This window comes from Paenibacillus sp. JJ-223 (assembly GCF_927798175.1).
Lineage (GTDB): Bacteria > Bacillota > Bacilli > Paenibacillales > Paenibacillaceae > Paenibacillus > Paenibacillus hubeiensis.
The window spans coordinates 146,643-161,355 of record NZ_CAKMMP010000004.1; the positions used below are offsets into that span (position 1 = coordinate 146,643).

General features: G+C 55.5%; 13 protein-coding genes. All 13 read right to left on the bottom strand.

Translation table 11 applies throughout. The annotated features are described in order from the left end of the window. Positions 1-9 precede the first annotated feature (9 nt). A complete protein-coding gene (locus L6H98_RS09230) occupies positions 10-882 on the bottom strand; it encodes a LysR family transcriptional regulator (protein WP_236414550.1) in 873 nt (290 codons plus the stop codon). Between the two features lie 69 nt (positions 883-951). Then, a complete protein-coding gene (gene ssuE, locus L6H98_RS09235; RefSeq protein WP_236414552.1) occupies positions 952-1,500 on the bottom strand; it encodes an NADPH-dependent FMN reductase in 549 nt (182 codons plus the stop codon). Positions 1,501-1,533: 33 nt separating this feature from the next. Then, on the bottom strand, positions 1,534-2,451 hold the full coding sequence (locus L6H98_RS09240) for an ABC transporter permease (RefSeq protein ID WP_236414554.1): 918 nt from the start codon (positions 2,449-2,451) through the stop codon (positions 1,534-1,536). A gap of 58 nt (positions 2,452-2,509) precedes the next feature. Next, positions 2,510-3,442, bottom strand: coding sequence for an ABC transporter permease (locus L6H98_RS09245; RefSeq protein WP_236414556.1), 933 nt, complete (start codon positions 3,440-3,442; stop codon positions 2,510-2,512). Between the two features lie 59 nt (positions 3,443-3,501). Further along, positions 3,502-5,139: an ABC transporter substrate-binding protein gene (locus tag L6H98_RS09250; protein WP_236414558.1), complete on the bottom strand. Its 1,638-nt coding sequence runs from the start codon at positions 5,137-5,139 to the stop codon at positions 3,502-3,504. Between the two features lie 114 nt (positions 5,140-5,253). Next, entirely contained in the window at positions 5,254-6,588 is a 1,335-nt protein-coding gene (locus L6H98_RS09255; protein WP_236414560.1) for an LLM class flavin-dependent oxidoreductase, read from the bottom strand. A gap of 326 nt (positions 6,589-6,914) precedes the next feature. Then, positions 6,915-7,193: a glutaredoxin family protein gene (locus L6H98_RS09260; RefSeq protein ID WP_236414561.1), complete on the bottom strand. Its 279-nt coding sequence runs from the start codon at positions 7,191-7,193 to the stop codon at positions 6,915-6,917. 275 nt (positions 7,194-7,468) lie between these two features. After that, a complete protein-coding gene (locus L6H98_RS09265; protein WP_236414562.1) occupies positions 7,469-9,151 on the bottom strand; it encodes a glycosyltransferase family 2 protein in 1,683 nt (560 codons plus the stop codon). Between the two features lie 62 nt (positions 9,152-9,213). Next, entirely contained in the window at positions 9,214-10,734 is a 1,521-nt protein-coding gene (locus L6H98_RS09270) for a GT-D fold domain-containing glycosyltransferase (RefSeq protein WP_236414563.1), read from the bottom strand. 121 nt (positions 10,735-10,855) lie between these two features. Further along, positions 10,856-11,587, bottom strand: a complete 732-nt coding sequence (locus L6H98_RS09275; protein WP_236414565.1) for a sugar phosphate nucleotidyltransferase — start codon at positions 11,585-11,587, stop codon at positions 10,856-10,858. Positions 11,588-11,590: 3 nt separating this feature from the next. Then, positions 11,591-12,355 carry a glycosyltransferase family 2 protein gene (locus L6H98_RS09280; RefSeq protein ID WP_236414567.1) on the bottom strand — a complete coding sequence of 255 codons (765 nt, stop codon included), beginning with the start codon at positions 12,353-12,355 and terminating at the stop codon, positions 11,591-11,593. After that, positions 12,352-13,347, bottom strand: a complete 996-nt coding sequence (locus L6H98_RS09285) for a glycosyltransferase (RefSeq protein WP_236414569.1) — start codon at positions 13,345-13,347, stop codon at positions 12,352-12,354. The genes L6H98_RS09280 and L6H98_RS09285 overlap by 4 nt, the downstream gene beginning before the upstream one ends. 106 nt (positions 13,348-13,453) lie before the next feature. After that, a complete protein-coding gene (locus L6H98_RS09290; protein WP_236414571.1) occupies positions 13,454-14,341 on the bottom strand; it encodes a glycosyltransferase in 888 nt (295 codons plus the stop codon). Positions 14,342-14,713 lie beyond the last annotated feature (372 nt).

Here is a 14,713-nt window from a genome sequence, read left to right on the forward strand (position 1 = left end):
TTGCCTCATCTATAACTTCCGCAACAGCTCCCCGAAAGGCTCCGCAAACGGCGAATGTTGTTCTTTCAATGTCACGACGCTGATCTGTAACGACACGCCCGCGACTTCATGCACCTGGATCGGAAACAATTCCTGTTCGCCAACTTCCTTCTGCACCGTCAATCCGGGCAAAAAAGCGATGCCCGCCTTCTGAAGCACAAGCTTCTTCGCGGTTTCCGACTGATCCACATGGTAGGCGATATCCGGCGGTTGCTCCAGCGAGTCGAATGCCCGGTGAATCCGCAGCCAGTCGAGCGATCCACATTCGAAGAACACAAGCAGCTCATCCCGCAGCGCTTCCATGCTGACGTGTCCTTTTTCAATGAACGGATGTCCTTTGTACACGTAAAGTTGAATGGGATCTTCGTAAAAAGCGACCGTGCGAATGGCTGGATGCATAACCTTGCGCACAAACGCCAGATCAATTTCCTGGTTCAACAGCTTGGCAACCAGTTGGTCCGTCGTCGCCGTCGTCAATTTGACCGTTACATCCGGATAGGCTTCCCTGACCTTCGGCAGGAAATCGGGGAGGACATAGGTGGACACCGAGATGGTACTGCCGAGTCGCAGCGCATTCGGCGTCGTGCGCCGCTGCTGCAGCTTCTGTTTTCCCTTCTGGATCACCTGCAGCACCTGCTGGGCGTACGGCAGGAATTTCCTGCCTTCCTCCGTGAGCACGATCTGTTTGCCAAGCCGGTCGAACAGCTTGCAGCCGAGCTCGCGTTCCAGCGACTGAATGCGTGCCGTTACGGAAGGCTGGGACAAAAAAAGCACTTCGGCAGCTTTATTGAAGCTTCCGTAATGATTGATATATACAAATGCTTCAATGTTCTCAATGTTCATAAGCGCCTCCGTATCCTTATCCATTGACGATAACGTCAATATTGATTTAACCCATTAATTTACTTGGTTTTAGGAAATCGTAATGCTCTCCCTGCTTAATGTCAATACCAATTCTTCCAAAGCGCGATCCAAACGTGCGGCGATCTCCGCCGAGAGGGCATAGGTCCCGTCTTCCAGACGTTCAATGCCCTGATCCACGGCATATACGCCGCCAAGGATATGTCTTCCGCCGAGGGCGGCTAACACAGGTTTCAACGCGTAATCGATCGCCAGCAAATGCGCAATGGAACCGCCGATGACGAGCGGAAGCGCAAGCTTTCCTTTCAATCCCTCCTGCGGGACCAGATCCAGAAACAACTTCAGTACGCCGGAATAGGCAGCTTTGTATACCGGGGTGGACACAATCACCGCATCCGCTGCCTGCACAAGCGCAAGCGCGTCCTGAATGGCAGGACTGTCGAACTTGGCCTGAACCACATCCTCGGCCGGCAGATCAGCGACATGGATAATATTCACTGTAAGGCCTGCTTCGCCCAATTTCCCTGCACTGTAATCGATCAGTCCTGTCAGGCGGGAACGCTTGGATGGCGATCCCGCGATAATTACGACGTTTGACATTAACAATCCCTCCTCAAGCGATCTTGGTATGTGTTAAGCCGTTCCTTTGGTTTGCGGGTCCAATCGGTCGCGCAGCACGTCGCCGATCAGATTGACCGCGAGCACAAACAGCGTAATGACGAGTCCCGGGAATGTGCAAATCCACCATGCCACGGTCAGGTAGCCCCTGCCCTGTGAGAGCAGCATGCCCCAATCCGGAACTTCCTTGAGCACGCCGAGCCCGAGAAAGCTGAGCCCCGATCCCGTCAGGATGGAGGTACCTACGCCAAGCGTAGCCATAACGAGCAGCGGAGACAACGAATGCGGCAGGACATGCCTCCAAAAAATACGCGCGTTCGAACCGCCCAAGGAACGGGTAGCCGTAATGAACGGCAGCCCCTTTACCGACATGACCTGCCCACGAAGCACGCGCGCATATCCCGGAATGGCTGCGACGGCCACGGCGAGCGCGATGTTCATCAGTCCGGGGCCAAGCGCCGCCGCAACAGACAGTGCCAGCAGAATCCCGGGAACGGCCATCAGAATATCGACGGAACGCATAATGACGGTATCCACCATTCCGCCCGCGTACCCCGAAATGATGCCAAGCGCGCTCCCCACCAGTCCCCCCACCAGAACGGAGACGAGACCGATGAGCAGGGAATCCCGGCTGCCATGCACAACGACGCTAAAAATGTCGCGTCCGAAATAATCGGTGCCGAACCAGTGCGCTGCTGAAGGAGCCTGCAAAATCGCGTCCGTCATCATTTCCGTCGGAGAATAAGGAGCGATCCATCCCGGCACGATGGCACAGGCCACGATAAAAGCAACCACGACCAGTGCGGAATAATAAAACCACCGCGATATCGCAAACGATGCTTTGATGCGTTTGCGAATGCCGCCCCGCCAACGAATGCGCCCAGTGGTTCGGTTCCATGCTTTCTTTTCCTGAGCCAGCGGCTTCATGCTCATCTGCTTCTCCCCCCTGCTTCGTGCAAATGCCCTTCGATATTCCGCATATCTGCCATCGTCATGCCTTCACCGCACGCCTGATCCTTGGATCGATGTACGCGTAGGAGATGTCGACCAGCAAATTCAGGACCACGTAAATGATGGCCGTAAAAAAGACGACGCCCTGCACGACAGGCAAATCCTTGGCCATCAGCGCATCCGCGATGATTCGCCCGATGCCTTGTCTGGAGAACACCGTTTCTACCACCACGGTTCCTGCCAGCAAGTCGGCAATCATCATGCCGATGACGGTGACGGCGGGGATCAGCGCATTGCGTAAAGCATGCCCGTACATGATCGTTCGCTGCGTCAGCCCTTTGGCTCGCAGCGCAACGACAAACGGTTCGTTGATCACTTCCAGCATACTGTTGCGCACCATGCGCACGATAAATCCTGCACCTACCAGCCCAAGGGTTGCCGCCGGAAGCACCAGGGAACTGAAGCCCTCCGACCCCATGGCCGGGAACCAGCCCAACTGTACCGAAAATAACAGGATCAACAAGATTCCGGTCCAAAACGTCGGCATCGAGATGCCGAACAACCCGACCAGTCTGGCGACAATGTCAATGACGCCATTGCGATGAATGGCGGACAGTACGCCGAGCGTAATGCCAACGACGATTGCGATAATGGCGCTGAGCGCCGTCAAGGCAAGCGTAGCCGGGAAATGCTCCAGTATTTTCGGCAGCACCGGGTCGGAATTCAGCATGGACTTGCCGAAATCGCCGCGCAGCATATCGCCGAAATAGTTGGCAAACTGGATATAGAAAGGCTGATCCAGCCCAAGCTGTGCCCGCAGGTTTGCGATCATTTCCGGCGTGGCCGAGGAAGGGTCCAGCATGAGCAGGACCGGATCCCCCGGCAGAAGGTACATGATGCAGTACACCAGCACCGAAGCTCCAAAAATGACGAACAATGAGGTCGCGATCCGGGTCAGTATCGTTTGTGCCATGCCGGGACATCTCCTTCCTGAATGTAAATTCATGCATCGTCAAAATGCATCAAGCGGCGTCACTGCTGGATCCGCGCATCATTGAACAGCGGATAACCGAGCGAATCGAATTTGATGTCCTGCACGGTTTTCGATGCCGCCACCGTGTAAGGAAACACGTAAATGGGCAGAATCACAGCCTGATCAATCAAATACTGCTGAATTTGTTTGTAGATTTCCACCCGTTTCTCCTTATCGCTCTCTACCGCACCCTGCTCAAGAAGCTTGTCGATCTCCGGGTCCGACAGGCCCGACAACGTTGGGCGTTCGCCTTCGGCAGGCGTGTGGTAAAAGGCATACAGCGCATGGGGATCGGAATTAACCTGGCTGTTCCCGTACAAATCATAGTCCCAATTCTGGTAAATGACCGTGGCAACGTCCTTCGTAATCTCCACCTGCACCTCGATCCCCACTTGTTTCAACTGCTGCTGAATCATCGCCGCGATATCGTTGCGCTTCTCCCGGTTAGGCGAACCGTCTACGTACCGCAAGGTCAGCCGTTTGCCGTCCTTCTCCCGGATTCCGTCCGCTCCCTTAGTCCATCCTTGCTCATCCAGCAATTGGTTGGCTTTGGCAATATCCGGCTTGATGCTGCCTTCCAGCGAGCTGTCGTAGCCGAGGATGCCCGGGGACAAGGCGGACCATGCTCTGTCGTAAGTGCCCAGATACAACGTTTTAACGATGGCATCCACGTCCACTGCGGCTTGCACGGCCTGACGGAGCTTTGCGTCATTCCACGGTGCCCTGCGTTCGTTGAAAAAGAGCGTATACGGCAGCCCTACCGTGTTGGCTTGCAGCAATTGCTGGTTCGGATCGCTTTGGAGCGCAGCGACGTTTTGCGGAGGAACCGTCTCGGCCGCAAGCACCTGGCCGCTCTGCACGCTTCCGATCCGCGTGGCTTCTTCGGGAACGATTTTGAACGTAATCTGATCCAAATGAGGCGCACCGTCATTGTCGACCGTCTCCGGTGCCCAATGATAGTCCTTGTTTTTGGCAACGACGATGTCGGCATTTTCGGACCAGCTGACAAAGGTATACGGCCCGGTACCTACCGGATTTTTGCCCAGCTGATCGCCATACTTTTTCGCCGCCGTAGGGGACACGATGCCGAGCAGTGCCTGACTCAGGTTACCGAGGAATGCTTCAGATGGTTGGGACAGGTTAACCTTGATCGTGTACTCATCAATGACCTCGGAGGAGCTGTAGGGTCTGATCAGGGCAAGGGCGTTGGCGGCTTTGGTCGCCGGATCGATGACCCGGTCCAGGTTGTATTTGACCGCTTCGGCGTTGAACGGTGTGCCGTCATGGAACTTCACGTCCTCACGCAGCTTGAACGTATAACTTTTGCCGTCGTCCGACACCGTCCACTCCTTGGCCAGCCACGGCTTGATGGAACCGTCCGGCAGCTGCACGACCAAATTGTCGTACAAGGTTCGGATGGCCCGCACGGCCACGGCCAGGCCGCTGCGATGAGGATCAAGCGTATCGGGAGAAGTGGCGAGGGCATAGGTCAAATTGCCGCCTTCTGCCTTCGCTTGTTCCCCGCCCGACGCCTGAGCCGGGCTGCTCGCCTGATGGCCTGCACCGCAACCGGACAATACCAGCATTAAGGCCGACGCAAGCGCCACATATTTAAACCACGAAATGGACCTGATCATATCGCTTCCCCCTCTGTGTATACAGCAGTCATCAATGTTTAAATATACATTTCCTATGAGTTAACTTGGTTTTAGATTGCAACATGCGCAGCCCTAGGAAGTTTCGATACCTTGTCAGATACCAACTTCTTGACGGGCAGCCGTGTATCGGTTAACGGGAATCTTCAATCCAAGATTGCCGCGCAGCGTATCATGCTCGTAATCGGTTCGATAGATGCCGCGCTCCTGCAGAATCGGCACGACCAATTCGACGAAATCGCTCAGCCCGCTCGGAAGCTCGGAATGAATGATGAAGCCGTCGGCGCCTTCTGCTTCGAACCACGCCTGGATTTGATCCGCGACCTGCTCGGGCGTACCCAGGAACTTGCTTCGCGGTGTTGCAGCTCGAAGAGCAACCTCGCGCAAGGTCAACCCTTGCTCTTTCGCATCCTTCTTGATTTTGTCCGTGGTGCTGCGGAAGCTGTTGCTGCCGATGCCGTTCAACTCGGGGAACGGCTCATCCAGCGGATATTGGGTGAAATCGTGATGTTCGAAAAACCGGCCAAGGTAATCCAACGCTTTCTCGATCGTCACCAGACCCGCAATCTCGTTGTATTTCCGCTCAGCCTCTTCTTCCGTGCGTCCGATGATCGGATTGATGCCCGGCATGATGACGATATCGTCCGCGGAACGGCCGTAGGCCACGGCACGCTCTTTGACGTCTTTGTAGAAAGCCTGCGCATCCTCCAGTTTGTCATGCCCTGTAAAGACTGCATCGGCTTCTTTGGCAGCCAGCGTTTTACCGTCGTCCGACGATCCTGCTTGGAAGATGACCGGCTGCCCCTGTTTCGAGCGATCGATGTTGAGCGGTCCTTGAACGGAGAAAAACTCCCCTTCATGATTCAGGGTGTGCAGTTTGGAAGGATCGAAGAACACTCCGCTCTCCTTGTCTCTGACAAAGGCGTCGTCTTCCCACGAATCCCATAGCCCCTTTGTGACCTGCAAATATTCGCTGGCGATCCGGTAACGCTCCGGATGAGACGGATGATCCTTTTTGCTGAAATTTTTGGCCGAACCTTCCAGAGGGGAAGTCACGACGTTCCAGCCCGCGCGTCCGTTGCTGATTTTGTCCAGCGACGCGAATTGCCTTGCCACGGTGAACGGTTCGCTGTAGGAAGTCGACAGCGTGCCGACCAATCCGATGCGCGACGTTACGGCAGCCAGAGCGGAAAGGATGGTGATTGGCTCGAAGCGGTTCAAAAAGTGAGGAATCGATTTCTCGGTAATGTAGAGTCCGTCCGCAATAAACACGAGGTCGAACTTGCCCTCCTCGGCTTTCAACGTCTGGCGTTTGTAAAATTCGAAATTAACGCTGGCGTCCGGTAAAACCTCCGGATGCCTCCAGGTTGTCATGCTGCCTCCCACGCCATGGACGATGGCACCCAGCTTTAATTTTCGTTGCGTTGTCATATGCATTCCGCCTTCCTCGAATGGGATTGAACTGAAGTCAAAAACTTCGAAATCAACGATGAAACGAACCAACCTTGGGCAGCAAGCTGATGAAACGGAACGACAGCGATAAGATATTGACCTTAACACCAAATAATAACTATTCCTATGCGTTTGGTATGTTTTTAATTTCCACAAATCTTATCACCGCCCTCGAAACGGGTCAACCATGCTGCGATAGAACTTTTCTATAAGAACGAATCCCGGCCATCTCCAACGGAGACAGACTCGCAGCCAATGACCGGGAGACGTTGGCTTCGCTTATGCAAACGGCTTCCGGCCCACTATCAGACGGCTGCCGTTTCTCCCGGCTGTGCCAGCAAGGCTGCCAGCTTTTCCAGGTCCGGCTCCAGCAGCGCTTCGAATGTTCCGTCCACGCCGACCTCGACGACAGGCACATGCCGAATGCCGTACTTGGCTTCGAGGACGTCCCTCAACACGTCATGCCCTTGTACCTCAATGTTTTCGAAAGGCTGGTTGCGCTCATTCAGGAATGCTTTGACTTCTCCGCAAAAATGACAACCCGTTTTGCTCCATAACACGACTTTTTTGCTTGCAGCAGACATCGACATACCTCCTGTTTGTCTTCATAATAAAGGTCCGAAAGAACTGTCATTCTTAGACCATCAATTCCTACCTGTTAAATAAGAATTATGGCTTTAAATGTACTCCTCGGGCCAGGAAGCGTCAATGGAATTGCTAATAGAATAAACCTATAAGCACATAGAAAGAATGTATTCGATCTCTCGCAGCATATGTAATTGGCGAATGCGGAATGAAACCCAAGGCGGGTCTCCCTGCGATTCATTCCGCACCACGGCCGACCTCCATGCAAGCCCTCCTACAGCTGGCAGCCCAGCAATTTCGGCGGCGCTATGATCGGCCATCCTTCTTCTAGAGCATGCAGCTTTTCGTAAGGAACCCGCATGACTGCATAAGGGTAAACTCCCCAGCATTCGGCGGCGTATGCCGAAGCATATTTTCTCCGCTTTCCGCCGCTAATCTGGTACCATATCTGCGGTGCTTCATTGGCCGCAACAACGCTGCCTTCCGGCCATTCCGCCGAACTTCCTTGCAGCAGATGGGCCGATGATTGGCCGGAATCCGAAGCTTTTCCCTCGATCTGCATGGAAGAATCGATGGCGGTGCCGACCGGAATGCCCAGCAGATCGGGCTTTGCCAACCGAACGGGAGAGATGCCCCGCGGAACTGGAATTTGCAATTTACGCCGACAACCTCCAGACAAGTGATATACGTCGCCATTCACATCCGTCAAGAAGCTCCCCTCCGGATAGAAATCGCTGCTGCGCCTGAAAGGCTGGCGTCCGTCAGCGCTTCCTTCCGAGCGCTCGCCGACGTCGAACGAAGCAGGAGCCTCCTTTGCCATGCGGGCAACTTCGGCGATCAAGGCGTGGGGGTCTCCCCATTTTCGCTCATAAAATTGCTCATTGTCCTTGTTCAGAGCCGCGAATCGCTGCTCTTCCACCGCCTTCATGCTGACGCTCCCGAAATGATGGATAAAGGCATCCCCTGCCACAGCGAGCTTGTATCCCGCAAGTTTCGCACGCACGATCCAATCGTCGTCTTCGAAATTGCCTATGGCATAACCTTCGTCCAGATAACCTACCCGTTCGAACAATTCCCTTGAAAACAACCAGCAAAATCCGACGAGACGATCCGTCAGGCGGTGTTTGGACGCATCAGGCCTGTTGTAGTTTGCGGCAAATGCCCACATCCCCGATATGTCATCATATGGCACTTCAATCTGCTGTTCGCCGCCGATATAATTCGTCACCGGACCAACGACCCCGATGTCCGCTTGACTTTGAAGGCATGCCATCATGTTGTCCAGCCAACCCGGCGTGACCAGCGTGTCGTTGTTCAGCACGACGATATGTCGTCCTTTGGCCATCATGAGGCCATGGTTCACTCCGCCGGCAAATCCGCGATTGCTATCCAGCGCAGCTACCCGAACCATGCCCCCGATCCGTCTTAGCGCGTTGGCGGTGCCGTCCTGAGATCCATTGTCCACCACGATGATTTCGTAGGGAGCAGGGGTGTGCTTTTCAATGCTGGATACGCATTTCAGTACATAATCCTTCTGATTGTAAGTCGGGATGACGATGCTTACCCCGTCAAACACGGCGCCGAACGAATTTTTCCCTTGGCGCACGCCGTCCTCATACCCTCTTTTGTAGCCCTGATTGTATATCTTCATCCTTCGGACAGCCTGTTGTCCCTTCCGGCTTGCTTTGGATTTGCTTCCCTTGCCGCGGGCTGCCGCATGCAAAAAAACAGATGGGGCCGACGCCCGATTCCTGTTCCGTCGTTTTCCGGGTTTACCGGAAGAGCGCAGTCGGATGGCCTGCTTGCCTGACGTCTTTCCCAAAATCCGCGCTCGCTCCTTCGCACGGCATTCGGCCCGGCGGGAAACACCCCCGGCGAAAGCATCTTCACCGTCGTACGTTTCATCTGTTTGCCTATAAAGCTGCCCTCCGTTTGTCTCATGATCCGGTCTGCCCATACCGCTCCCTCCTTTTTTGTTCCAAAGCGCTGATGTTTTTACATAATCAAACTGGAAGCGCGTCAATATTGAAGTTCTCCCGTAACCAACTTGTTTGCCAGATGACCGAAATCGATGGCCACCTTGCCGAGTTCATCCGCAATATGACGGCACAGTACGATTGCGGGAATGCCCGCCGCCACCAGCGCCAGATCGAAATCATGCTTCCGAATTCGCTGCATGACTCGCGGAATGTCGGCATATCCGGCAACCGGTGCGATCATGCCGGCGACATACACCCCGTGGCTCTGCAGCAGCGCCCCCAGTTCGGATGCCAAATCGCCGATCACAAGCACGCGCCGGTTCTGCAGAAGGGACGGCAGCAGCCTGGAATGATGCAGGCTGTAATTGATTGTGGAGTCGGTCAACTTCAGGCTCGACCAATCGATCGCGAAATGACGAAGCACCGGAAACAGCAGGCCTTGGAACGTAGGTGCCCGCGAGATGGGCACCCCGACCCAATCGGCTCGGCGAATCGCTTCCGCCAAGGAGGCACGCACATCCGGCGTGGAGCGCGGCACTCCCGCATAAGGCAGAAAAGGGGCCAGCTCTTGCACTTCTTTGCTGGACAGCACGGTGTCCGCTGCCAGCGCAAGCAATTCGCCGTCGCCGAGGCGAATGACCGACAGCGGGCGCCTGGCGTCCAGCGCCGCATAAATGTGGGCAGCCACCTCATGCGGGCCGGCCAACCGGGTAAGGCGGGAGGCATATTGGTTGACCCCCGCCGCGATCAATTCTGCCGCGGCAACGTCCGGCAGAATATGGTTGGGCGGAATGCGCTGCTCCACCAGCGCCTCCCCGCCCGCGTACATGCCGTCGCGGAAACCGACGGCGTAGCTGCTATCCCGTGCCGCCCGCTTCGCAGCCTGCGGCGGCACGCCCTTCGCGCTGCCCCGAGCACCGGCAGCGCCTTCACCCCCCGCAGCGGCGCGGGGCCGCACCTGGCCCGCTTGCGGCGGTGCTGCGCCGACAGCGCCCGCTGGCATTGCCTGCGGTGCCGGCGAGTGCGTGCGGCGCACAGCCTTGCCCCGCTTGCCCCGGCGGCGGCCGGGCGCCGCGCTCTGGCCGCGGGCAGTGCCCGCGCGCGCTCCGGCATTAAGCTTAGCGCGCCTGTGCTTTACGCCCGCCCTTTTGCCTGCCCGGCTGCCTGGCTTCCTGCGCCCAAAGCCGGAGTGCCGGGACATTTTTCCTTTTCCGATACCATACCTCCCCCGGCGTGCAGAAATGGACACTCGCTGCTTGCAAGGCGCTATCTCGCCACTTCTGCCATTTATATCCATGGGTTCGTCGCTTTCGTTGACGATGATCTGCTCATCACTGCCCTGGTTCATTCCGACATTAAGCTGCCCGTCTTCGTTTGCATCAACAAGACGTCCCACGCGTTTAACGAATGGGTTTTGCACCGCTCTTCGGCGGGCTGCTTTATTCTTAAGCTTGGCTGCCTCTACTTCTGGACGTTGAACCTGACTTGCCATCGTTGATGGGTCCCTTTCGGGAAGCTTGCCCTCTCTCCTGCTTGCTCCGGTGTATTTCGCTGCTATCACCCCATTCCCTCCTTGCCGGCCACAGAAAGTGCCACTGCACAAAACGCCGGAGCATTGGGGCTCCAGCGCGGTTCATCCACCTGATCGAGGTGCCGCATGGCGGCAACTGTGGCTCATCGACTTATGGCAGCTGTCCTTTCATGCGGACGGCCGCTTCCTGCAACGATTCAAAGGTGCCTGCATCAGTCCAGTAATTTTGCAATATATCGTACTCCAAGCTTCCGGCGGCAGCATAATGGTTATTCACGTCGGTGATTTCCAATTCTCCGCGCGCCGACGGCGAGATGCCGGCAATGAAATTGAAAACATGATCATCATACATATAAATCCCGGTGACACAATACGAAGTTTTCGGCTGACTGGGTTTCTCTTCGATATGGGCAATCCGCTCCGGGTTCGCGGGGTCGAACACAGGCACCCCATAACGCCGGGCATCGTCCACCTCTTTCAAAAGGACCCGTGCTGTCCCTGCCGGTTGTGCCATATAGCGCTCCACATAAGGCTTGAGGTCATCGCTGAACAGGTTATCACCAAGCAGTACAACGAACTTTTCGCCGGGTGCGACGAAACCTTTGGCCAGGTTCAAGGCCTCCGCAATCCCCCCGGCCTTCTCCTGAATGCGATAGGTGAGCTTGACGCCGTACTCTTTGCCGCTTCCCAGAAATTCCGTGTACAAACCCGCAGAATGAGTGCCCATCACGATCATGATATCTTCGATTCCCGCCTGGCGGAGTCTGTCGAGTCCGTATGCGATCATCGGATGTTTGCCGACCGGAAGCAGGTGTTTGTTGATCAGGCGAGTCAAGGGATATAGTCTTGTTCCCGTTCCGCCTGCAAGAATGACACCTTTCATTCCTTATCCCTCCTTCGTCTGATGGTCAACATAGTCAAGCGGATCCACTTTCCACTTATGGATAAAAAGCTTTCTGTTCCGTTCAATCAACCGGTTCCACTGATCCCGGTCCGTTTTCTTGAAACTTGCGCTGCCCTGATGGTGGACCAGCACATCGCCGCACGCGAGCAGCCGGTAGCCTGCCAGACGGGCTCTATAGCAATAATCGTCATCTTCGTAGTGCCCCGGGGAATACGCTTCATCCAAAAGACCCACGTTCTCCATCATGTCTCGCCGAAACATCATGCATAATCCCACGATCCTTTGGACTTCTCTCCATCTGCCCGGATCGGGTTGGTTATTCACGGCGGCCAGTTCCTGAAAATGCTCCATATCCCGGAAATCCACGTTGACCTGCTGAATGCCGCTTGCATAATTGGTCATCGGACCAACGATACCGATGCCGGCATCGCTATGCAAGGCAGCATGAAGATTGCGAAGCCAGCGGGGCGTTACGGTTACGTCGTTGTTCAGCAGCAGCAGGTCATCTCCGCATGCCGCACGCATGCCCGCATTGCAAGCTGCCGGAAATCCGCGGTTGGCCGGCAAACGAACGAAACGAATCCGTTCGCTCGCGCAAAAGGAGGCCGTTCCGTCAGTCGAGCCGTTATCCGCCACGACAATTTCATACGGCGTGGCGTCGTCGGTATGCCGGCGAATGGCCGCGATGCAAGACTTCAACAGCTCCAGGCCGTTATAGGTAGGAATAATGATACTGGTCAATGTCATCTGCCGTTCCTCCTGTAGGCCACTTCGATACGCGAAATGCCCGGCGAAGCCCTCCCGCTTTCTTCCGACAATTTCAGCCAAACCGCCAACGCTTCAAGATGGTCGCCGATGATCAGCTTCGCAACCTCGTTGCCGCTGCCGATATTCGACTTGCGCAAACGATTGGTCCGGATAACGTCAACCCGTGCGGGAGCAGCTATTGCCAGACCATGATGGATGGCAAGGGTTTGCGCTTTGGGCGGCACAACGAGCGATTCCGGTTTGACGGTATCGATCATGCGGCGGGATACTGCATGGGGGACGGCGGTCATGGAGTTGGAGCCAAGATCCGGCCTTCCCAATGTACGGTTGAGGTAGGCCTTGATGCGGCTAACTTCATCCTGCCTTGCAAAAGGAGGAATCAGCGAGGAGATATCGTTCAGCGCAACATCGCTTCCACGGTCGATTTCGTACAGGAAAGGTGCAAGCTGTTCGGCAGGAAGCACCATGTCCCCATCCACGAACAGCACGGAATCCGCCATCGTCATTTTGGCTCCCAATGCCCGGCCCACGTCATGTCCGGCCCGTTCCGGTTCATACACAATTGTGATGCCTTTCTCGGAAATCACCCGTTCCAAACTGTTATCCTTCGTTCCATTCAGCACAACGATAATATCCTCCAAAGGCAAACGTTTCAGCTGTCTCAGCACTTGCGGAAGCGTCTGCTCTTCATTGCAGGCACAGACTACGGCCGCAGCCGGGCGGCGCAGCAGCAAAGGGACCAGATCGAGATTGCGGCCGGCGGCATGAGCGTATCCTTCCATGAACGCCTTGCCTGCCAAAATCGCACTATCGTACGTGGGAAACGTTCCCTCGACCGCCTTGCCGTGTTCATGCCATGACTGGAATGCATGCCTGATGAATGCCTCCCTTTCTTCGGGGGCACCCTGGCCTGCTTGTTGTCCCGCCCTTCGAAAGACATCCAAATTTACTGCGTATGGATGGATAGCCATCCCCGGACGTTTCCTTTTATGGATTCTGCGGTTCCGACGCACTCTTCTATTTATTGCGGGCCTACGTCGCCCCGTTTGCTGCTTCATGGTTTCACCTCCGACCTGCTCATCTTGCCAAAGCGCGGACACGGTTCAAATCGGGAAATCCTCCTCGTGGACCGCGATGACCCGTAATCCATCGGATCGCGGCCAGATGATCGTTCAGCACGATTTTTTCCAACGGGTCTGGCCCTGATCGCTTCAAGGCGCGCAGCCGGTTCATTTTGCCGACAGGAACATGATGCACCGCCCGTACCCGAAGTCCCGCATCCACGGCCTTTGCCAAGGCCAGCGGCGGAGTTTCCAGCGCTTCCACGCCGATGATTTCCAGTGCCTTGCGGCTCATCGCGTGAGGTATGGCAGTAAGGGAAGCTCCTTTAAGGTCCGGTCTTTCCAATATGATGTTCAATGCATGCTTAGCCTCTATGACCGGATGCACGGGATTGCGCTTTATTGGCCCGGTGTAGTCATTAAGAGCCACATCCGTTCCGTCAACAATCGCTTGCACGAAAGGTGCCATTTGTTCGGCGGGAATAACGATATCCGCATCGGTAAAGAGCAGGATATCGCCGCATGCCTCCGTTGCGCCTACGCGCCGTCCTCCGTCATGGCCGAGGGCATCGTCATGGACAAGTACTCGTGCGCCCGCGCCTGCGGCTAATGCCGCCGTACGGTCCGTAGAACCGTTGACGACAACGATCACTTCGGTGCTCGGGCTGATTCTCTTCGCTTCGCGTACCGCCCTGCGGACGGTTTTCTCCTCATTCATGGCTGGAATAATGACCGAAAGCAACGGGTTTCCTGCATTAGGCAGACCTATACGGGGCAGAACATACCTTCGGCGTTTGGATTTGTTGGAAATCCCCGTCTTTCGGACGTCTCTTCTCCGGCGATTCTTTTTTCGTCCTGCACTTGCCTTTACGACAGCACCAACCTTCCGTCTCCGATTCTGCAATATGGTCACCTCCCGTATTCTTTCATCATCCATCGCCAAAGGAACACACAGTATTCTATGTATCTGTGGAGAAGTGGAAACGGCATTCGCCCTTGAGCAGTTTTCTTCACTTATGACTTGCTCCGTCCGTTTCGACATGGATCGTTTATGGAAACAGCCGACAAAGCCGTTCCACTTGCTTTACCATTCGGTGATCCCCCCTTTGAAGCCACGTCCAAATATCCGGCTGCCAAAACTGATATCATTCAGCCTGCACTCGACTTGTATGGACCCAACTCATTCGCTGTGACAACCATTGCAAAAAGTGTTCCGGGCCGTCGGCCTCCGGGCATGGAATACGGGCATGGAATACGGGCATGACATACGGGACTG

Coding starts and splice junctions, on each gene's coding strand:
- L6H98_RS09255 (WP_236414560.1), bottom strand. CDS start 6,588: ATGACAACGCAACGAAAATTAAAGCTGGGTGCCATCGTCCATGGCGTG.
- L6H98_RS09260 (WP_236414561.1), bottom strand. CDS start 7,193: ATGTCTGCTGCAAGCAAAAAAGTCGTGTTATGGAGCAAAACGGGTTGT.
- L6H98_RS09240 (WP_236414554.1), bottom strand. CDS start 2,451: ATGAGCATGAAGCCGCTGGCTCAGGAAAAGAAAGCATGGAACCGAACC.
- L6H98_RS09275 (WP_236414565.1), bottom strand. CDS start 11,587: ATGAAAGGTGTCATTCTTGCAGGCGGAACGGGAACAAGACTATATCCC.
- L6H98_RS09245 (WP_236414556.1), bottom strand. CDS start 3,442: ATGGCACAAACGATACTGACCCGGATCGCGACCTCATTGTTCGTCATT.
- L6H98_RS09250 (WP_236414558.1), bottom strand. CDS start 5,139: ATGATCAGGTCCATTTCGTGGTTTAAATATGTGGCGCTTGCGTCGGCC.
- ssuE (WP_236414552.1), bottom strand. CDS start 1,500: ATGTCAAACGTCGTAATTATCGCGGGATCGCCATCCAAGCGTTCCCGC.
- L6H98_RS09280 (WP_236414567.1), bottom strand. CDS start 12,355: ATGACATTGACCAGTATCATTATTCCTACCTATAACGGCCTGGAGCTG.
- L6H98_RS09230 (WP_236414550.1), bottom strand. CDS start 882: ATGAACATTGAGAACATTGAAGCATTTGTATATATCAATCATTACGGA.
- L6H98_RS09265 (WP_236414562.1), bottom strand. CDS start 9,151: ATGGGCAGACCGGATCATGAGACAAACGGAGGGCAGCTTTATAGGCAA.
- L6H98_RS09285 (WP_236414569.1), bottom strand. CDS start 13,347: ATGGCTATCCATCCATACGCAGTAAATTTGGATGTCTTTCGAAGGGCG.